The sequence below is a fragment of the Alteromonas lipotrueae genome (genome assembly GCF_019249255.1).
GTDB classification, from domain to species: domain Bacteria; phylum Pseudomonadota; class Gammaproteobacteria; order Enterobacterales; family Alteromonadaceae; genus Alteromonas; species Alteromonas lipotrueae.
In genome coordinates this window covers 199,689-220,046 of sequence record NZ_JAESDJ010000007.1, presented here as the reverse complement: position 1 = coordinate 220,046, position 20,358 = coordinate 199,689, and the positions used below count along the sequence as shown (strand labels likewise).

The 20,358-nt window shown below is 44.0% G+C and carries 17 protein-coding genes; 6 read left to right on the top strand and 11 right to left on the bottom strand.

All coding sequences use genetic code 11. From position 1 onward, the window contains the following. Window positions 1-77: 77 nt before the first annotated feature. The gene (locus KYS23_RS12105; protein WP_159530590.1) at window positions 78-536 is read left to right on the top strand and encodes a nuclear transport factor 2 family protein; all 459 of its coding nucleotides are present in this window, start codon (window positions 78-80) and stop codon (window positions 534-536) included. 69 nt (window positions 537-605) lie between these two features. Here the strand turns inward: KYS23_RS12105 and ggt are convergent, their stop codons facing one another. After that, window positions 606-2,363: a gamma-glutamyltransferase gene (gene ggt / locus KYS23_RS12100; RefSeq protein WP_159530592.1), complete on the bottom strand. Its 1,758-nt coding sequence runs from the start codon at window positions 2,361-2,363 to the stop codon at window positions 606-608. Between the two features lie 15 nt (window positions 2,364-2,378). Next, window positions 2,379-3,143: an enoyl-CoA hydratase gene (locus KYS23_RS12095; RefSeq protein ID WP_159530594.1), complete on the bottom strand. Its 765-nt coding sequence runs from the start codon at window positions 3,141-3,143 to the stop codon at window positions 2,379-2,381. Window positions 3,144-3,285: 142 nt separating this feature from the next. On the opposite strand from KYS23_RS12095, the gene rrtA reads away from it, so the two are divergent. After that, window positions 3,286-3,870 carry a rhombosortase gene (gene rrtA, locus KYS23_RS12090; protein ID WP_218418878.1) on the top strand — a complete coding sequence of 195 codons (585 nt, stop codon included), beginning with the start codon at window positions 3,286-3,288 and terminating at the stop codon, window positions 3,868-3,870. A gap of 124 nt (window positions 3,871-3,994) precedes the next feature. Here the strand turns inward: rrtA and KYS23_RS12085 are convergent, their stop codons facing one another. The 4 genes from KYS23_RS12085 to KYS23_RS12070 all read right to left on the bottom strand — a co-directional run bounded on the left by KYS23_RS12085 (window position 3,995) and on the right by KYS23_RS12070 (window position 9,640). Continuing rightward, window positions 3,995-6,532, bottom strand: a complete 2,538-nt coding sequence (locus tag KYS23_RS12085) for a S9 family peptidase (RefSeq protein ID WP_218418853.1) — start codon at window positions 6,530-6,532, stop codon at window positions 3,995-3,997. A gap of 237 nt (window positions 6,533-6,769) precedes the next feature. Then, the gene (locus KYS23_RS12080) at window positions 6,770-7,378 is read right to left on the bottom strand and encodes an FMN-dependent NADH-azoreductase (RefSeq protein WP_159530598.1); all 609 of its coding nucleotides are present in this window, start codon (window positions 7,376-7,378) and stop codon (window positions 6,770-6,772) included. A 383-nt stretch (window positions 7,379-7,761) separates the two neighbouring features. After that, entirely contained in the window at window positions 7,762-9,015 is a 1,254-nt protein-coding gene (locus KYS23_RS12075) for a cystathionine gamma-synthase family protein (protein WP_159530600.1), read from the bottom strand. Between the two features lie 19 nt (window positions 9,016-9,034). Next, window positions 9,035-9,640, bottom strand: a complete 606-nt coding sequence (locus tag KYS23_RS12070; protein ID WP_159530602.1) for a 1-acyl-sn-glycerol-3-phosphate acyltransferase — start codon at window positions 9,638-9,640, stop codon at window positions 9,035-9,037. Window positions 9,641-9,769: 129 nt separating this feature from the next. Here KYS23_RS12070 and KYS23_RS12065 point away from each other — a divergent pair, with 129 nt between their 5' ends. Both KYS23_RS12065 and KYS23_RS12060 read left to right on the top strand, forming a co-directional pair. Further along, complete coding sequence (locus KYS23_RS12065; protein ID WP_159530604.1) at window positions 9,770-10,534, top strand: NRDE family protein; 765 nt, start codon at window positions 9,770-9,772, stop codon at window positions 10,532-10,534. 209 nt (window positions 10,535-10,743) lie between these two features. Then, window positions 10,744-11,934, top strand: a complete 1,191-nt coding sequence (locus KYS23_RS12060; protein ID WP_218397176.1) for an amino acid aminotransferase — start codon at window positions 10,744-10,746, stop codon at window positions 11,932-11,934. Window positions 11,935-12,092: 158 nt separating this feature from the next. Here the strand turns inward: KYS23_RS12060 and KYS23_RS12055 are convergent, their stop codons facing one another. The 4 genes from KYS23_RS12055 to KYS23_RS12040 form a co-directional block, all read right to left on the bottom strand. Further along, window positions 12,093-12,542: a YaiI/YqxD family protein gene (locus KYS23_RS12055; protein WP_013784278.1), complete on the bottom strand. Its 450-nt coding sequence runs from the start codon at window positions 12,540-12,542 to the stop codon at window positions 12,093-12,095. Window positions 12,543-12,563: 21 nt separating this feature from the next. Beyond that, window positions 12,564-13,325, bottom strand: a complete 762-nt coding sequence (locus KYS23_RS12050; protein ID WP_159530608.1) for an SDR family oxidoreductase — start codon at window positions 13,323-13,325, stop codon at window positions 12,564-12,566. A 77-nt stretch (window positions 13,326-13,402) separates the two neighbouring features. Next, window positions 13,403-14,167, bottom strand: a complete 765-nt coding sequence (locus tag KYS23_RS12045) for an SDR family NAD(P)-dependent oxidoreductase (protein WP_159530610.1) — start codon at window positions 14,165-14,167, stop codon at window positions 13,403-13,405. Window positions 14,168-14,242: 75 nt separating this feature from the next. Next, window positions 14,243-16,045 (bottom strand): acyl-CoA dehydrogenase, encoded by a 1,803-nt coding sequence (locus KYS23_RS12040; protein ID WP_218397178.1) that lies wholly within the window; start codon window positions 16,043-16,045, stop codon window positions 14,243-14,245. A 138-nt stretch (window positions 16,046-16,183) separates the two neighbouring features. Between KYS23_RS12040 and KYS23_RS12035 the strand changes: the two genes are divergently transcribed. Beyond that, the gene (locus KYS23_RS12035) at window positions 16,184-17,173 is read left to right on the top strand and encodes a GlxA family transcriptional regulator (protein ID WP_218418851.1); all 990 of its coding nucleotides are present in this window, start codon (window positions 16,184-16,186) and stop codon (window positions 17,171-17,173) included. Window positions 17,174-17,295: 122 nt separating this feature from the next. After that, the gene (locus tag KYS23_RS12030; RefSeq protein WP_218397182.1) at window positions 17,296-19,542 is read left to right on the top strand and encodes a TonB-dependent receptor; all 2,247 of its coding nucleotides are present in this window, start codon (window positions 17,296-17,298) and stop codon (window positions 19,540-19,542) included. A 319-nt stretch (window positions 19,543-19,861) separates the two neighbouring features. Here the strand turns inward: KYS23_RS12030 and KYS23_RS12025 are convergent, their stop codons facing one another. After that, the gene (locus KYS23_RS12025; protein ID WP_218418849.1) at window positions 19,862-20,272 is read right to left on the bottom strand and encodes a hypothetical protein; all 411 of its coding nucleotides are present in this window, start codon (window positions 20,270-20,272) and stop codon (window positions 19,862-19,864) included. Window positions 20,273-20,358 lie beyond the last annotated feature (86 nt).

The following is a 20,358-nucleotide window of genomic DNA, read 5'->3' as shown; positions in this document are numbered from 1 at the left end:
TTGGCTTGCGTCTCATCGGATGAGTCTTGATAATATGCGCGATCATTTTCCTTAGTCTTATTGTGGGGTTGTCATAAATGCGGTCTTTTCGTTTTAGTTTGTTTGCCGTTTTGCTTAGCGTGCTTTGTTTAGCAGGATGTGGAGAAAAAGAAGAAGGCATGGGTCGCTATGGTATGTTGGCCGACAGTACGCCAGAGTATTCTGCAGTTACGTTTCTGAAAAGCGTTTATGAAGACGATAATCTTGATGTAGCCATTAGCCTGTCATCCGATCGTTTAGCGAGAATTCTGACTAATTACCACAGTAATAGAAATGTTCAGCGCCACCTTTTAAATTTAAAGTACGACTCTGTCGTTATTACCCCACAAAGCGGTAATAGTGTTGGGCGTTCTGAGTTCTCGGAAAAGGCAACGGTTACCGTATTTTTAAGTGGAATGTACGATAACGATAAAATTGAGGACTTGCGCAGCTTAGAGCTTATTAAAGAAGATGGTATGTGGAAAGTATCTCAAATACATCCAGATCATTTCATGTAATAAAAAAGGCTGTTCGAGTTATTCGAACAGCCTTTTGTGTAAGCTAGGATGCTTTTTAAATAAAGCCGCTTAGCGCCCTACCGCAACGCCTTCACGTCTTGGATCCGCACCGCCAATAATCTTACCCGACTTAATTTGAATACCATGTAAACCGCTGTTTAAGTCGACAACCTTTACATTATGCCCTAACGCTTTTAACGGCGCTTCAAGCTCAGCAATCGGCGTTCCCTTTTCAAGGGCTGTGTAATCATTTCGGTTAGTAATTTTAGGTAAATTAATGGCCTGCTGTATGTCTAATCCAAAATCCAACACGCCCACTAACGTTTGTGCCACGTAACTCACAATACGTGAGCCACCAGGAGAGCCTACTACGACTTCTAGCTCGCCTTCCTCATCGAACACCATTGTGGGGCTCATAGCGCTTCGTGGGCGCTTACCTGGCTCAACACGGTTGGGTACAGGGAAGCGATTCTGCGTAGGCGAAAACGAAAAGTCGGTTAATTGGTTATTTAGCAAGAAGCCACCAACCATCAAACCCGAACCGAACATAAACTCGATACTTGTGGTCATCGATACCGCGTTGCCCTCTTTATCGACGATAGAGAAATGCGAGGTGTTAGGCTGTTCCATGTTGCTGCCAAGACTAATATTGGCATCACCGTAAGGATTGCCAGCACGTACCCGTCGCCACTTCTTATCGGATGCAATACCTTCGGCACGGCGATTCAGATACGCGGTGTTAATCATGGCGGCAAAAGGTAGGTTGGTAAAATCACTATCCGCTATGTATTTTTCTCTGTCAGCGTAGGCCAGTGCGCTTGATTGAGTAAAAACGTTTGCGAATTCTACAGAGTCAGGCGTGAGGGTAGAAAAATCCTGCCCTTCCAACATTTTCAGAATTTGGTACACGTTTATACCGCCCGAACTTGGCGGTGCCATGCCACAAATCTGTTTTTCACGATACAAACCACACACCGGTTCACGTCGAATAGGTTCGTAAGCAGCTAAATCCTCTGTTGTCATTTGACCTGGGTTAATTGACGCAGAATTTACCGTTTTAACAATCTTTTCAGCTAGCTCGCCTTTATACAGATAATCAGTGCCGTTTTCGGCAATACCCTTCAACGTTTTAGCCAATTGCCTATTTTTACGTATTGCACCTTCTTTTAACGGAAGCCCAGCGGGAAAGAAGTAGGTGGAACTGGTTGGAAACGTTTTTAAACCTGGGTGGTAATCAAGGGCAATGAGCTTGGCCAGTCGTGGGGACACTCGAAACCCTTCGGTTGCCGTTTTGATAGAATCGTCAAACAGTGCGTTCCACGGCAAATTACCGAATTCACTTTGGGCAGTTTCCAGCGCTTTAATTGCGCCAGGTACACCTACCGATTTCCCGCCTACCACGGCATCAAGCCAACGCATGGGCTTATTGCCTTCAATAAACCAATGAGAGTTTACGGCCGCGGGGGCGGTTTCTCTACCGTCAAAGGTGTGCAGCACTTTGTTTTTATTGTCCCAATACAATATAAACGCGCCACCACCAATTCCAGAGGATTGTGGTTCAACAAGCGATAACATGGATTGCACAGCAACAGCAGCATCAATGGCGCTTCCACCTTTCGCCAATATATTTTTGCCTGCCCATGAAGCATATGGGTTAGCTGCTACCACCATGTAATCTTTAGCAGCAAAGGCTTGTTTGTCCACGTATCCCGTGGCAGCCTCTGGCTCCCCAACTTCTCTTACTTGTTGTGCACTTGCAGACACCAACAGGCAGCTTGAAACTGCAATGGCTAAAAGCGATGAACAGAACCATGAACCACGTTTCAAAATATGACTTCCTCTTTATTTAAATTTCTCCGGATTGATCGGACGTTTTGACAAAAACGCATCAAACGCTTCACGCGCAGCCTCTGAATCCATTGCTTGACCAAACACATCGAATTCAATATCCATATAATGGTGGGTAGATTCCACATCATTCTTTAACAGTGATTTGGTTTGCATCAATGCAAATGAGGGCTTTGACACCAGTTTTTTACACACCGATGCCACTTTCTCGGTTAACTCGTCGGCAGAATAGATACCGGTAATCAACCCAAACTGACACGCATCTTCTGTGCCAAATGGTTCGCCTAACATCAGCCACTCGCTGGCTTTTACATGCCCCGCCATTTTCGGAAGAAGATAACTTGAAGCAAATTCAGGTACAAGGCCTAAGTTGATGAATGGTAGAACAAATCGGGTGTTTGTCTCAGCGTAGATAAAATCACAATGTAATAGCATCGTCGTGCCTATACCCACAGCTACGCCATGAACCTGTGCGACTACCGGCACTTTACAGTTTATTAGCCCGCGCATAAATGCCGCAGACTCATTCACGTCATCTCCTTCTTTGCGCCCTGCAAAATCACTAATATCGTTACCGGAAGTGAAACAATCTCCCTCACCACGAATCAGCACAGTCTTGATACTATCGTCATTTTCAATACTGAATAATGCGTCAGCCATGCTCTGATACATTTCTCGGGTTAAGGCGTTTTTCTTCTCTGGGCGATTGATGGTGATCGTTAAGATCCCGTTTTTCTTTTCACTTAAAATTAGAGACATGTGTCACCTCTTTACGTTTTTATGATTGTTATATAGGCGGAAGCCGACAAAAAAAGCATTTTTACCGATAACGCTTCCCACCCTACTGGCAATTTTATGTATCATACCCAGCACACACGGATTACTAAAATAAATAACAATGATGATGTCACTACCGGTCTCACCTAAGTATAGCGTAGGCCCACTTATTTTAGCGCTTTGCGCTATCGTCGCTTTTTTCTTAGAGCCGCTCTCTGGTAAGTGGTTAGCTTACGATCGTTTCGCCATTCAAGGGTTGGAAACCTGGCGTTTATTATCTGGCAATATTGTGCACACCAATGGGTATCACCTGCTGCTGAATTTATCAGGCCTTACCTTACTGTGGGCGTTACACGGCGAACATTACCGAATAGGTCGTTTCTTAAAAGTGTTTGTATGGTGCAGCTTAGGCACAAGTGCAGGTCTTTACCTTTTTTCTGAAGATCTTATTTGGTATGCGGGGCTATCAGGTGCGCTACACGGTATCTTCGTATGGGGCGCATTAATGGATATTATGAATAAGATGCGCTCGGGTTGGATTTTACTGGGCGGTGTTGCGCTTAAAGTGATTTATGAACAAATATCAGGCAGTAGTGCTCAGGTTGCTGCACTGATTGACGCCAAAGTTGCCATCGATTCGCACTTATTCGGTGCGCTAAGTGGATTAATCATCTTCACGCTGATGTGGCTAACCGCTAAAAAACGGTAGTTAACGAGTGAAATAGAATTGGGTGTGACAATACGGTTTCCTGTACTAACTACTGACTACCCACTAAAACAAAAACGCCCCTTTATAGGGGCGTTTTTTTATCTTAATAGCCCGCCTTTGCTCACTACAAATTCTCTTCGAATAACTTATAGATTCGGCGGTATTCATCTAACCAAGAGCTTGGTTGAACGAAACCATGTGGCTCTACAGGGTAAATAGCCGTTTCAAAGTCTTCCTTTTCTAGCTCGATTAAGCGCTGTACTAGTCGAACCGTGTCATGGAAAAACACATTGTCATCTACCATGGGTGCATTAATTAACAGTGGTTTCTCTAGCCCATCTGCAAAATAGATAGGTGAACTGCGCTCATAAGCAATAGGATCTACAGCTGGGGTGTTAAGGATGTTTGACGTATACCCAATGTTATAGTGCGCCCAATCTGTTACTGGGCGAAGCGCTGCGCCAGCTGCAAAAAGATCCGGTGCGTTAAACATAGACATAAAGGTTAAGAACCCGCCATAAGAGCCCCCATACGTGCCTATTCGGTTGCGATCGACATTGGCGTTTTCTACCAACCAGTTAACCCCATCGCGTAAATCTTGTACTTCAGGCGTCCCCATGTTGCGGTAGATAGCCGTGCGCCAGTCGCGCCCGTAACCCGCCGAAGCACGGTAGTCCATATCTAGTACCACATATCCTTGTTGCACTAGCATGCTGTTAAACATGTATTCTCTGAAATACAACGACCACCCTAGGTGGGCATTTTGCAAATAACCTGCACCGTGATTAAAGACTACTGCCTTAAGCGGCTTACCTGCTTGAAAGTCTTTTGGTAAGTATACGCGGGCATAAATAGGGGCATCGGTGTGACTAGATGGAATGGCCACCACGTTGGGCACTGCCCACGGCATAGCGGTGAACGCGTCGCTTACCGTATCGGTAATTTTCATAGCCGCTTCATTGCTATCTACAGCTTTAACATAAAGCTCTGGAGGACGAGACACTTTGCCATGACTTAACACTAATGTGGCGTTATCCGGACTGAGTTTATACTCTGTTATACCGTTGAGGTTGGTTAGCGCTTCTACTTCACCGCCGGTAGTCTTCACACGATAAACTTCAAAAATACCGGGATGTTTACTGTTTGCGGTAAAATACATCCACATGTCATCGTTAGACAACGTTGGGTTATCGGTAACGAATGTACCTTGGGTTAATGCTTTTGGCGCTTGACCAGGTACTTGCGTATAAAGATGTGCATACCCTGAATGTTCAGACTGATAATACAAGGTTTCGCTGTTATTAAACCAACCGAAGCTGTTAAAACGATAGTTTACCCACGCATCATCATGTAGGCGATGTTGGTTCACTAAACGTTGGTTATCCAAGTCTACCGTGGCAATCCAGCGATCTTTGTTGTCCCAGGCCTCTACCATTACCGCAACTTGCTCACCGTTTTTATGCCAGCTTATAGACGGCTTTTGCCAGTTCCAGCTAGATAATAAGGTAATAGGTCTTGGTAAGCGATTAACATCATAATTTTCACCCTTAGCTTTTGCATTTTCAGCCTTTACATCGGCTAATACATCATCGTTATAGCCCGGTAAGCTAAAATAATTTAATAGAGACTTTTCGCCACTTGCTAAGTTTAAAAGCCAAAGCTGATGATTAATTGGTTCAGCGTCAGCTACTTTTCTACGTACAGGCTTGCTCGCTATGCGGCTATCTTCCTGAATGTAGTGCGGCATAATGTCCCTATCATCACGAGTAGGCGTATCTGGCGTGGTCGCCACAATCGCAAAATTCCCTTTCGGGGATACACTCACGCCTACCAGTTTATGGGTTTTATCGAAATAAAAAGTATCGGGTGCAATGCTGGTGTTATTTGCCGCAAGCGTATCTTGCGCATTTGCTTTCGCTTCACGATCTTTGCGCTTTTTAGCAATGTATTGAATTAATGATTGTTGCTGCTCGGCAATATAATCTTTTGGCGCAGCGACTGGTTCTGGTTCATCGCTGAATGCCCAACTTACCAATTCTTCTCTGCTGCCGTTCGTTAGGTCTATGGCAATGGCGCTGTTGCCACTCAATGCCATTAAACGCCCATCAGTCATAAAAGATAGCGATGAGAGAAAGCTACCACCACGGGTAAGTTGCACAACGTCATCATTGGCAAGTTGCACATATACGCTGTCTTTAAACCGGTAGGCAATGACGCCGTCTTCGCGCTCTGCCCGCTCATCGTATTTATATTGATGTAATTGAGATAGCGGTGCTTTTTCACTTTTATCCGCCGCATCAAGAGTTGCTATATAAACATCTTTTAGCTTGCTGTTAGCTTGTTCTCTTTCGTAAACAATGTGACTACCATCAATTGACCACCCCATATTAGTCGGGGCTCTGCCTAACCATTGAGGATCTGCCATAATTTGCTTTAAGGTAATCTCACCGTTTTGCGAGTACTGTACAGGGCCCGGTTCAATATCAGGGGTGTAAGAAGCAATCGGTTCATTACGGTTACTTTTAGGTGCTCTAGATGAAAGGGTGTCACTTTGGGCGGAGCTTCTTTTAGCGTTTAATTCAGTAGTTGGATCTGTATTGGCGCATCCGCTAAGCAGAAGCGTAATACTAGAAGCTAAAACAAGGGAAGAAAATTTCTGCATATTAACGACTTTATTTTTTAGTTATGCTCGCATTATACCCAAAGAATTGTGTGATTGACTAATAGGCAGTAAACACTAGGTGTAATTTACTTAATCTATTAAAAACTCAATATAACGCTTTTCATAAAAAGCACGGCATAAAAAAGCCCCGCATAATATGCGGGGCAATCAAGCACACTCAACTTGGAACACACTTTAGCTCAAACGCACTCATTGCGTTTTGCTAACTGCATAGATTTAGTCAGCGCTTTTTGGGGTTAGTTCAATTATTTTACCCTTCGCATTAGCGATACTTTCGTGAGCACCGTCTTCACCCATGCTAAGTCCTTCTGCGTAAACAAATTTTACATCAGTAATACCAATGAAATTTAAAAAATGGGTTAAATAGCCTGTTTGTGTATCGTAATCACTGCCTTCGTAGAGGCCGCCTCGACTAGCAAACACTTTAGCTTGTTTGCCTTCTAGTAAACCCACCGGCCCTGTTTCGGTGTACTTAAAGGTAATACCCGCCCGTGCGACACGATCGAAATAGGCTTTAAGCGAAGAAGGAATACCGAAGTTATACATGGGTACAGCTAGCACAATTTCGTCTGCAGCTTGAAGTTGTGCAACCAGATCGTCGGAAACCGCGGCCAAACTTTTCTGAGAGGCAGAACGTTCGCTGGTGTCTGTCATCCACGCTTGCATTTCTTCACTCGTTAAATGTGCCAACGCTAGTTTTGCAACATCAACTTTTGTTACCGATATTTCGCTGCCTTCTAGTGATTGAAGGTAGAAGTCAGCAAGCTCAGTTGATTGACTGTTTTCGCCATTGAGGCTTGAATACACAACAAGAATAGACGTCATAATATTTCTCCTATTAGTTAGTCTGTAAATAATAGGAGAAAATAAATCGAATCTATATTAGGAAAAAACCCACCTAACGTTCTATTTTAAATGACGAACGATCCATACCACAAAATACGCTAGCGCAAAATTTTCTAGTGGAGATTCTTAGCTGAATATTAGTGAAAGCATATCTGAGGGGAGGATTCAGAGGGCAAGAAGCTGATCCTCTCATTGCTAACCCAGAATCAATCGAGTTTGCCACAACACAACTAAGAGAATTAATGCGATGAAAAGGATCTAGCTACTTCTTGCAAAATCGATATTACCATCACTTTTTGTTCGTTACTGCTCCGATGACGAACAAAAAGTGAAAATAACGTTAAATCAATGAAGCCGACAATTTAGTTATCTGCGTATTTGCGGTCGAAAGCCTTAGAAAAATCATTAATAAGATCGTCGGTATCTTCAATACCTACCGAAATTCTTATCATGGTATCGGAAACCCCCATGGCTTCACGTTCTTCTGCCGTATTTTCGAAGTAAATTGTTGGGGCCACTGGTAATGCCAACGTGCGATTATCACCTAAGTGCGTGGCGCAAATGACCAACTCTAGGGCATTTAGAAATTGAACAGGGTCGATATCATCAACAAGGTTAAAGCTAAGAATAGCGCCATAGCCTCTTTTCAATTGCTCTCTTGCCATAAAGTGCTGCGGGTGACTAGCCAGCCCAGGGTAAAATACGTGTTTTACTTTGGGGTGGTTGTCTAAAAACATAGCAAGTTTTTGTGAATTCTCACACGCTCTAGCAAGGCGCAAGCTTAATGTTTCTATACCTAACGCTATGGCTGTCGCAGACTGAGGTGCCAGCGTGGCGCCTAAATCCCGTAACCCTTTTTTCTTAATTTGGGTTAAACCCCATTGCGCTTCATCGGCAACTTGGTAAGCGCTTTTAATGTTTCCAAAGCCTTTCCAATTGAAAAGGCCGGTATCAATCACTGCACCACCGAGCACATTTCCATGACCAGAAATATATTTAGTCAGTGAGCAAAATATTAACGACGCCTTCAGATCTTTAGCATAGAAAAGCGGAGGCGGTGTCATGGTGTTATCTACCATAAACAAAATATTACGCTCTTCGCAATATTGACCGATAGCACGTAAGTCAGCAACCTGGGTCACCGGGTTAGCTACCGTTTCTGTATAAACCCCTTTCGTATTGGGTAAATACGCTTCTTTGACGTTCTGGATATCGGTAACATCAGCGAAGGTAATTTGTACACCATAGTCGGCCAGAGTATCGAAAAAGCTTCGTGTGTTTCCAAACAAGTATTGGCTAACAATAAGATGATCGCCAGCTTTTAAAAGAGAAAACAACGTACTACTAATGGCAGACATACCCGTTGAGAAGCACAGCGCCCCTAAACCGCCCTCAAGATCGTTAAGCATATTTTGTAATGCGGCAACCGACGGAGAGGATGAGCGAGAGTATACGTGGGCTGCACGCTTGCCCTGAAAAGCATCAATGATACCTTGGGCATCAGAAAATTCGAAAAGTACAGAATTAGAAGTGCTGGTGTGCACGCCGCCATGCTCTGGAGTATTGAGCACACGATCTGCGTGAACCTGCCGGGTTGTAAATCCCTGTTTTGACACGGGTGAACGCTCCGTTACGTTAGCTGGTTATACAGTTTTTTGGATAATGGGCGCAAACGTTAGCATAAAACGCATAAATAGTTTGCATTTGTTCTTCAATATTGTCGATTTGGTTAATTATTGGGCCAAGAACAACGGTTTTTGTGGCGTAATCAAGTCCTAGCAGCTGAATGGGAATATTGGCCTCTTTGGCTATGTACATAAAACCGGTTTTCCATGGAAATACGCCCTTGCGTGTCCCTTCTGGTGCCAAAGCTAACACCACTTCTTCACTGCCTTGTATTTGCCGTACAATATTATTTACCACCCCATGAGCTTTACTTCGTTCAATGGGTATGCCGCCAAGTTTCCTAACGATATAGCCTAAAGGGGGCGTAAAAATGGTGTGTTTACCAAAAAAGTTAACCTTAATGCGCAATGCAAACACCACCAGTATGCCAATAAAAAAATCCCAGTTCGAGGTATGTGGCGCTACGGCCAATATCACTTTTTTATCGTTGATGAGCTCACCTTCCACGCGCCACCCCCGTTTAGTTAATATAAAACTGCCGCAGGCACTTAGCCAATGTGGCCATTTGCGTGGTAACTTATTGCCCACTAACTGATGATGAATCGTTTGTTTCATTCTTGTTATTCTCTTACTACGTTTTAGCGGGTAAGCATAAAAAAGTTAGCAGCAATCCACCACCTTTACGTGATATTGAATACTGTAATAGTGTTCATTATTCACCACAGTCAGCGAGTTAAGTTGTATATGTGCATATTGTTTATTGCAGTAGACCAAAGTCAGGAATTCCCCTTAGTAATCGCGGCAAATAGAGATGAATTTCACGCTAGACCTACCGCGGCATCTGGCTTCTGGGAAAATCACCATCATGTACTTGCAGGCCGAGACTTACAAGCAAATGGCACCTGGATGGGCGTTACGCGTAACGGAAAACTAGCGGCTTTAACCAATATAAGAGCTCCGGAAACGATTAAAGTCGATGCAATTTCTCGCGGCGCTTTAGTCGCAGACTGGCTTATAGATGAAGTACTTAAACAGCCCACTTACCTTGAAGCTTTACGCGCAAACCGGCACCAGTATAACGGCTATAATCTGGTTTATGGCGATGTGAAATCACTGGCGGTTTATAACAACTTCGAAGACACCCACGCTACGTTAACCCAAGGTGTCTATGGTTTATCCAATGCGAACTTAACAACACCTTGGCCGAAAGTCACCAAAGGAATAGCGTCGTTAACCGACTACGTGAGACAGAATAGTAAGCTCGACACTGAGGCACTTTTTGCTATTTTGAAAGACGAAGCGAAAGCGTCTGATAACGCTCTCCCCAATACAGGCATTGGGTATGAATGGGAAAAACGTTTGTCGTCCATTTTTATCCAATCACCAGAGTATGGCACACGCACTTCTACCCTGCTTCTTGTTGATAACCACCAGCGAATACATTGGTATGAACGCACTTTTAATACACAAGGTGGTGTAGAGGGTAACCAACATTTCACTATCGACTAAGCATTGCCTAAGCGGGCGGTAACGCATAAAGGTGGAAATCAAAGCAAGTATGAGGTGTATTAACAGAGACGGATTTTTGTGATGTGTATTTCGTTTTACACTACAAATACCGATTTAATGACATATTTTCTACTATAAAGGGTCGTTTTTTCTACCATCGGTGGCATAATGCGTGCCTGCTATTTTTTGCATTGCAACGAGGACATATCGTGTTTGAAGTATTACCCCAACTCGCCCCAGATCCAATTCTTGGTTTGTCAGCTGCTTATCGTGAAGATCTTAATTCTCATAAAATCGACTTAGGTGTCGGTGTTTATAAAGATGAGCAAGGTAATACCCCTATTCTTACTAGCGTAGCGAAAGCGCAACAACTGTTGTTAGAACGTGAAACCAGCAAAACCTATATTACGCCACAAGGTAATCAAGGTTATATCGACAACATGCTTACTTTGCTATTAGGCAAGAGCAGTCCTGTATTGCTTGCTGACCGTGTTGCCGCGGTTCAAGCCCCGGGTGGTTGTGGTGCACTTCGCATTCTTTCAGAATTACTGGTTCGTTGTAACGAGAACGCTAAAGTATGGGTAAGCGACCCAACCTGGGCTAACCACATTCCATTAATTGGATCGGCTGGTCTTAAAATTGAAACCTATCCGTACTTCGATAAAGCGTCTGCTAGCATTCGCTTCGATGCCATGATGGATACCCTTCGTGGTGTTGAGAAAGGCGATATCGTGTTACTTCACGGTTGCTGCCACAACCCAACGGGTGCAGATTTGACTAATGCACAGTGGGACGAAGTATTGGCCGTTGCTAAAGAGCGTGAGTTCCTCCCCTTTATTGACGTTGCTTATTTAGGTTTCGGTGAAGGCTTAGATGAAGATGCGTATGGCCTTCGTCTATTGGTTGAAAACCTACCAGAAGTGATTGTTGCGGCGTCTTGCTCTAAAAACTTCGGTTTATACCGTGAGCGTGTTGGTCTTGCAGCTATCATTACTGCTGACACGGCCACGCGTAAAATTGCACAAGGTCAAATTCAATCTATTGCTCGCGGTATTTACTCTATGCCACCTAGCTACGGCGGTGCGTTGGTTGATATTATTCTGTCTGATGAAGCGCTTAATCAAGAATGGGTAAATGAAGTAGACGAAATGCGTAACCGCATGAAGTCTCTACGTGCCATGCTAGTTAAGAATCTTCACGACAATGGTTCGCCAAAAGACTTCAGCTTTGTTAACGATCAAAAAGGCATGTTCTCGTTCTTGTGTATTACACCGGAGCAAGTGCGTGAAGTGCGCGAAAAGCACAGTGTTTACTTCGTTGACTCAAGCCGCGTGAACATTGCGGGTATCAACACAGAGAACGTTGAAACATTAGCGAAAGCCTTAGTCTCGGTACTTTAAGCACGTGGTACTGTAAATCTCAGTACGATAAATACTCGGTTTTTAGTTACACATAAAAAAGGGCTGCGTGAAAACGCAGCCCTTTTTGTTTGTATCAGTCGCTTGGCTATCTCTTGTGGGCAATCCCGCTAGTACTATCTCTTTTTAAATAGTGCACACTAACGCGTGCCTGCGGTAATCATCCTATCTAACGCATTAGCGAAATTCTGTTTATCTCGCTGAGAAAACGCTTTAGGGCCACCCGTGTGTTCACCGCTTGAACGCATGGTATCCATAAAATCTCGCATAGTGAGCGCAGCGCGAATGGATGATTTGTCATACTCATCGCCCCGGGTATTCATGGCTTTGGCGTTCTTGGCCAGAATATCGGCAGCCAAAGGAATATCGCCGGTTATCACCAAATCACCGGCTTCTATCTTTTCAACAATATAATCATCTGCGGCATCAAAGCCAGAAGGCACGATAGTTAACGTAATGTGTTTATCTGGTGGAACAGACATAGAATGATTAGCAACTAAAGACAAAGGCAGGCCGGTACGTCGGGCTGCCTTGAAAAGTATGTCTTTAATTACACTGGGACACGCATCTGCGTCAACCCATATATGCATGGTAAAATCTCGTTAGCGTTTTTACGCTAGCATACCACCATCAACTACCACTGTCGTGCCTGTGGTGTAGCTAGATGCGTCAGACACTAAGTACAATACCGTACCCGCCATTTCATCCGGGTCGGCAACACGGCCTAGTGGGATCACTTTTAACGCGTGCTTCAAAATTTGATCATTTGAAGTTAGTGCAGAGGCAAATTTGGTATCGGTTAAACCAGGTAGTAAGGCGTTAACACGGATATTTAAGCTTCCACATTCTTTCGCGAATGATTTCGTCATACTAATAACCGCCGCTTTCGTAATAGAGTAAATACCCTGCATATCGCCCGGTGTTACACCATTCACTGAAGCCGTGTTAAGAATGACGCCACCGCCCTGCTCTTTCATCATTTTGCCCGCTTCAATAGACATAAAGAAGTAGCCACGAATGTTCACGTCTACTGTTTTGTCGTAAGCGCCTAAATCTGTATCTAGGATATGACCAAAGTACGGGTTAGCTGCGGCATTGTTCACTAGTATATCTAACTTACCGAAGTCGCTCTTAATCGCCGCAAATGCAGCGGTAATTTGCTCCATATCGCCAACATGACAGGCAAGCGCTGTCGCTTTACCACCTGCATCACGAATTGAAGAGGCTACTGCTTCACAGCCATCAATTTTACGGCTAGACACAATAACGTGTGCGCCATATTGCGCCAACAGACGGGCGATTGATTCACCAATACCTCGGCTAGCACCTGTTACTAGAGCAACTTTGCCGGTTAAATCGAATAAATTTTTCATAATAGTTTTCCCTTTTTAAATCTGTCGCGCTTTTTATTAAACGCAAGAACTTTTATCAAACGCAAGAAATTGGGTGATTAGGCCAACATGCCGCCATCAAGTACAACCGATTGCCCTGTCATGAATGAAGACTCATCACTACACAACCATGCTATCGCATTCGCTATTTCTTCAGGTTTGCCTAAACGCTTCATGGGGTTTGCCCCCACCATGGCTTTTTGCCCACGTTCGTCTAATTTAGACAACACGCCCTGCACCATCGGTGTGTCAACAAAGCTGGGGCACACCGCATTAATACGAATATTCGCACGGGCATATTCCACCGCCGCCGATTTAGTTAGGCCAATAACACCGTGTTTAGATGCACTGTATGCACTGATCATAGGCGCGGAGCGTAAGCCCGCTACCGACGCAATATTAATAATATGACCGCCACCATTTACGGCCATATGTTTAAGCGCATTCTTCATGCAATACCACACGCCCGCTAGATTCACCTGAATGTTCTTCATGAACATAGCATCGTCTACTTCAGTAAGGGGCGCTGGGAAATGGTCTATACCCGCATTATTGATAATTACGTCTAGCTTAGCTTGCTCTGAAAACGCCGCTTCAAACATGGCATTCACTTCTGTAGGCTCGGTAACATCTACTTTTACCGCATAGGCATTACCGCCCTCTTCTTTGAGCTCATGTACTAAGGCTTCAGCAGCATCCATATTTAAATCAGCAACACCGACCAATGCTCCACGCTCACATAAGGTTTTGGCCGAGGCCGCGCCAATACCTGAACCGCCACCGGTGATAAGGATATGTTTCCCTTCTACGTTTGATGCCACCATTGTTATTGCTCCGCCTTAATTATTAACGCAATTTGCCGTTGTTGGTATGTCATTGTTATGCCCTTTAAGCCGTTATTAAAAATAACTGGCTTTCACATTTTCACAGGTTGGTTCTTGAGACGTAATGACTTCTATATCACGTTTCACTAGCGGTAATTCCCAATTTAGGAAGTATTCAGCGGCTGCCATTTTACCTTCGTAGAAATCGCCGTCTTGACCACCCGCCCCTTCAACCAGTGCTTGCTCTGCCACATTCGCTTGGCGTAACCAAATCCAACTGACTACACAGGCAGAGAAGATATTCAAAAAGCAACTTGCGTTGGTAAGCAGTACAGCTTGTTTATCTGAACGTAGATCACCCGCCGCTTGTTGAATAAGCCCGCCTAGTTGGTCAAGGTAAGGTTTAAGTTTCGCCGCTAGTGCTTGGGCTCGTGGTGTTGTAGCCGCTTTCATGTCGCCAGATACACGGGCCATTAATACTTGAAGCCCTTTGCCTTCGCTTTGCCATAATTTACGGCCTAGTAAATCCAAGGCTTGAATACCGTTTGTTCCTTCGTGAATAGGGTTCAAACGGTTATCCCGCCAACACTGTTCTACAGGGTATTCACGGGTATAACCTGCGCCACCAAGAATTTGAATGGCTAAGTCGTTAGCTTTGGGGCCAAATTCTGAAGGCCACGCTTTAAATACAGGGGTGAGTAGCTCAAGTAACTGGGAAATTTCGGTGCGTTTTGCGGTGTCTTCTTCCGTCTCTAACGCATCAATTAAGGTGCTGCCATATAAACACAGTGCCATGCCACCTTCACAATAAGATTTTTGCGCTAACAACATGCGACGCACATCACCATGGTTAATAATTGGTGTTGCTTCATCTTCTGGTGCTAGCTTTGGTGCGGCACGCCCTTGGGTGCGATCTTTGGCATACTCAAGTGAATAGCGATAGCCGCGATAACCAATCATGGCTGCACCGTAACCCACACCAATACGCGCCTCGTTCATCATCATGAACATATAACGCAAGCCTTGGTGCGGCTCACCCACGAGATAACCATGACAGTCACCGTTCTCACCAAAGGTAAGTGCGGTAGAGGTCGTCCCGCGATAACCCATCTTATGTATAAGCCCAGCTAGGGTTACGTCGTTACGAGGGCCAGGTTTTCCGTTTTCATCTAAACGGTATTTAGGAACAACAAATAACGAAATACCTTTTACACCCGCAGGGCCGCCAGGAATTTTCGCTAATACCAAGTGAACAATGTTGTCTGATAATTCGTGTTCGCCAGCAGAGATATAAAGCTTACTGCCCTTCACCCGATATGTACCATCTTCATGAAGGGTCGCCGATGTACGAATATCTGCTAACCCAGATCCGGCATGAGGCTCAGTTAATGCCATAGTGCCGGTAAAGTCACCTGTTAGCATTTTAGGTAAAAAGGCTTGCTTGGTTTCTTCGTTAGCAAAATGCTTAACCACATTTGCAGCAGCAGCAGTAAGAAAAGGATACGCTGTGGTGGAAGGGTTTGCCGCTAAGAAGTAACCTGCACACGCATTCATGATGGTAACGGGTAATTGCATTCCGCCATCGTCATAATCGAAGTGACCTGCAATAAAGCCCGACTCACGATAGGTATCAAAGGCTTTTTTAACCTCATCTATCATGGTGACTTTTTTGCCATCAAAAGTAGGCTCATTTTTATCGGCGATAGCGTTGTGAGGTAGAAACAGCTCTTCAGCCATTTTTTCTGCCATATCAATAACGGCATTAAACGTTTCTACATTATGTTCCTCAAAACGGGCCTTTTCACACAGTGATTGTGTGTTTAAAACTTCGTAAAGTTGGAATTGCATTTCCCGGCGGGGAATAAGTTGGTCAGCCATAATAAAGTCCATGAGCAAATTGTTAATGCATTGTGTCATATTCGTTATCATGCCATTATTGTCATTTATGACACAATCATGGCCATTTACGCCAACAATCACTGTTAGTTATCGTATTTAATAAACCGTATTATTTTTATGAATAAACCACCTTTCGTCGTGACCGTATTAGGGTTTGATCAAGCACTGGCTTCTGCCATTACCGGCGCACTCGATGTTTTCGCGTTTGCAGGCATCAGTTGGCAGCGCATTCATAACCAAACCACCACGCCTAAATTCAAAGTTCAGCTGGCGAGTTTTCACGGTAAACCTTTTCACTGTACTAACCAGTTACTGCTAACCCCTAACATTGCTATTGAAGATGTCATTGAAACCCATATCTTGCTGATCCCCACGATTGGCGGCGATATTGATACCGTTTTACAAGAAAACGCGAATCAACTTGTACATATTAAACGGCTGCAAAAACAAGGGGCGGATATTGCGGGTAATTGCACAGGGACTTTCTTGTTAGCAGAATCAGGATTACTTGATAACAAAGTTGCCACTACCCATTGGGGCTATGCCGATAAGTTTCGCTCTAGATACCCTAATGTTAATTTGCAGTCTGAAAAGATGGTAACTGAACAAGATGCTATTTTTTGTGCAGGTGGCGGCATGGCGTGGATAGATTTGGCTATTTTGCTTATAGAACGTTATTGCGGTCATCAAGTGGCAAGCGATACTGCCAAGTCACACGTACTCGATTTTTCCAGGCCGAATCAAACCGTGTATGCAAGCAGTCGCCAGCATAAATTTCACCAAGATAAAGATGTGTTAGCAGTACAAAATTACTTAGAAAATCACTTTACGAAACGTCTCACCCTGAAACATGTTGCCCACGAACACAATATGACTGAACGCACATTAATAAGGCGTTTCAAGCAAGCCTGCGCAATAACGCCTATTCAATATCTTCAAGGTTTACGATTAGAACAAGCGCGAAAAATTTTAGAAACGTCTTTGTCTCCGCTTGAATCAATTGTAAATAGTGTGGGCTACGAAGACCTTAGTTCTTTCACTCGGCTTTTCAAAAAGAATACCGGTTTATCGCCTTCACAATACCGCGCCAAGTTCATAAGAAAATAAATATTTACAACAATGATAAGTTTTTATTACCTAGTTTGTGTAAAATGCTACGCCGCGTACAGACCGCTTTTTCTGTACCGAAAAACACTACAAAAGTATAATTCAAAACTCTTGGTGGACACATGAGAACACATAAACTAGCCTCTTTGGCGCTTGCAGTTAGTGCAGCGTTCAGTACTTCAATCGTTGCTCAAGAAGCAGAAACAATACAAAAAAAAGAAACTGCCCTTGAACAAATTACCGTAACAGCGCAAAAACGTACCCAGTCAATACAGGAAGTGCCTATTTCTGTAGCGACCCTAAGTGGCGAGAAATTCGAAAGCTTATTTTCAGGTGGTGAAGACATTCTTGCATTGGCCGTTCGTGTGCCTGGGCTTTACGCTGAATCGTCAAACGGTCGCGTAGCTCCACGTTTCTATATTCGTGGCCTAGGTAACACTGACTTTGATTTAGCTGCCTCACAGCCTGTTTCTATTATCATGGACGAAGTGGTAATGGAAAATGTGGTACTAAAAAGCTTCCCACTTTTTGATGTGCAACAAGTTGAAGTTTTACGTGGCCCACAAGGCACCTTGTTTGGCCGTAACACTACAGCAGGTATCATTAAGTTCGATACAGTAAAACCTACACAAGATTTAGAAGGTTACGCTAAAGCCGGTTTTGGCTCTTATGGCACTATGAACTTTGAAGGCGCTGTAGGCGGCGGTTTAACTGACGAGCTATCTGCCCGTTTGTCTGTACTTTCACAAGAGCGTGACGATTACATCGACAATGCTGCAACAGGCCAAAAAGATGCGCTTGGTGGCTTTGACGAGAAAGCATACCGCTTACAGCTTCTTTGGGAACCGTCTGACGACTTCTCTGCATTGTTAAATGTACACGGCCGTGAATTAGAAGGCACAGCCTCTATCTTCCGTGGCAACGTTTTCAATAAAGGCGAAAATGGCCTAAATGCCAGTTATGATCGTGACACCGTAAGCTATGACAGTGACCTATTAGGCACAGGTGCTGATAACAACCCTCAAGAATATGACGGTTTTGGTACTTCATTAAAACTTGAATACGACATGGATGACGTAACCTTCACGTCTATTTCTGCAATAGAAACGGCTGACGGTTACAGCTTAGGTGACGTAGACGGTGATAGCATTGCGAGCCAAAACTTCGTTACCCAAGATAAGTTAAACGACCTAGAGCAATACACTCAAGAATTCCGCCTTTCAAGCAACACAACAGATGCTATGAACTGGCAGGTAGGTGCGTTCTATTATGACGCGTCTTTCAATGTAACCAGTGTTGATGGTTTCTTCGGTGCAACAACCGTATTCCATGACAACAAAACCTGGGCATTGTTTGGACAGACTTCTTACCAAGTTAACGAGAAGCTAAATATTACTGGTGGCCTTCGCTACACTCACGATGACAAATCGCTTATTGTTGGTGAACAAAACGTTGATGGCTTCGCGGTACTTATCGGTTTTGCTAGCGTACAAGAATATGATGATATTCACGTAGACGACGGTCAAATGAGCTATGAGCTTAGCGCCAACTATCGTGTTACTGACGATATGTCAGTATTTGCTCGATATGCTAACGGCTTTCGCGCGCAAACCATTCAAGGCCGCGATGTAGCCTTTGAAGGATCTCCTTCTGTAGCTGAAGCAGAAACCATTAACTCATTTGAAGTAGGCGTTAAGTCTGACTTGCTAGATGATACTTTGCGCTTAAATGCTGCTGCTTTCTACTATACAGTAGACGACATGCAGTTCTCCGCCATTGGTGGTGGTAACAACTTTACGGCACTGGTAAATGCCGACAAAGGGGAAGCCTACGGGTTTGAAGTTGATGCCCAATGGCTAGCGACAGACGAACTTACTTTCACTGCTGGTTATAGTTATAACCACACAGAAATTAAAGACGATACATTAACTGTTGCACCTTGTGGTACAAGTGCTGATGCAGACTTCACAGGTTACTGCACAGTATTAGATCCTCGCGCCGATGGCTTCTCAGCATCAATTGATGGTAACCCATTCCCTCAAGCGCCAGAATCAATCTTTAACTTTACCGCACGTTACACAGTACCAATGGGTGACGACGGCGAATTCTTTATCTTCACTGATTGGGCTTTCCAAGGCGAAACTAACCTCTTCCTTTACGAAGCGGTTGAATTTACGACTGATGACAACTTTGAAGGCGGTTTACGTATTGGTTACGAAAACTTCGAACATAACTACACAGTAGCCTTGTTTGGTCGTAACATTACCGATGAAGATAACGTTAAAGGTGCAATCGACTTCGCAAACCTTACCGGTATTGTGAACGAACCACGTATTCTTGGTGTTGAAGTGAAATACTCTTTCTACTAAGCGCAATGTTGATATAGCTTAAAAGTGCAGCCCTATTCTGCACTTTTACTTTAAGCCTTATCACATTCCGTTTTTAAGATTGATAAATTTAAAAAAGCGAAGGTGTCGTTCTACCGCCCCTTCGCTTTTTTGTTCTCTACTTTTACCTTGGGCCTTCTAACCTTGGCAATTTATCCTTGCCTGCTTGGCCATGTGCTCGTAGGCATTTGTTTTTTGGTGACTGTCTTTTAGGTAATCTTCTTTAGGTGATCATCTTTACGTACTTGCCACTTACTCTAGGCTTTCATGTTTATGGCTTACACTTCATCTGCATAAGTGATTAGGCCGCAAATTGCTCGGTATGCACCCACTCACTTTCCTGCTGTAGCCTTCCTTGTTGTTGCCTTCCTTGCAATACTCTTTCTTGCAAGAGCATACGCTGCAACTTGCGGCAAACATTCACCATCCGAGACATTTTAGTAAAATAAACTTGTTCAATTAACTCCCCTTTTTCATTAAACATGAAAGTGGCTAACTTGCAGTTTTTGTAGGGCAAATAAAAGTGGTGGACAGTAAATCGACGAGATACAGGCGCGCCCATGACTTTTTGATACATACAAAAAGGCAACGAGTCAGCCCGTTTGTCACCACCAAATAAATGCGTTAAGCGCTGGAACTGATTTTGCCCTGGCGAAGATAAGATCCCGAACTTTTCAATAAGTTGATCAACTGCTTTTACACCTGTTGTCATCGCGTTCACCTGAATACTGTTTATCTATACAGTATACAACCGATTGTACAAAATGCAAACAAAAACACCGCAATGGCGAACCAATG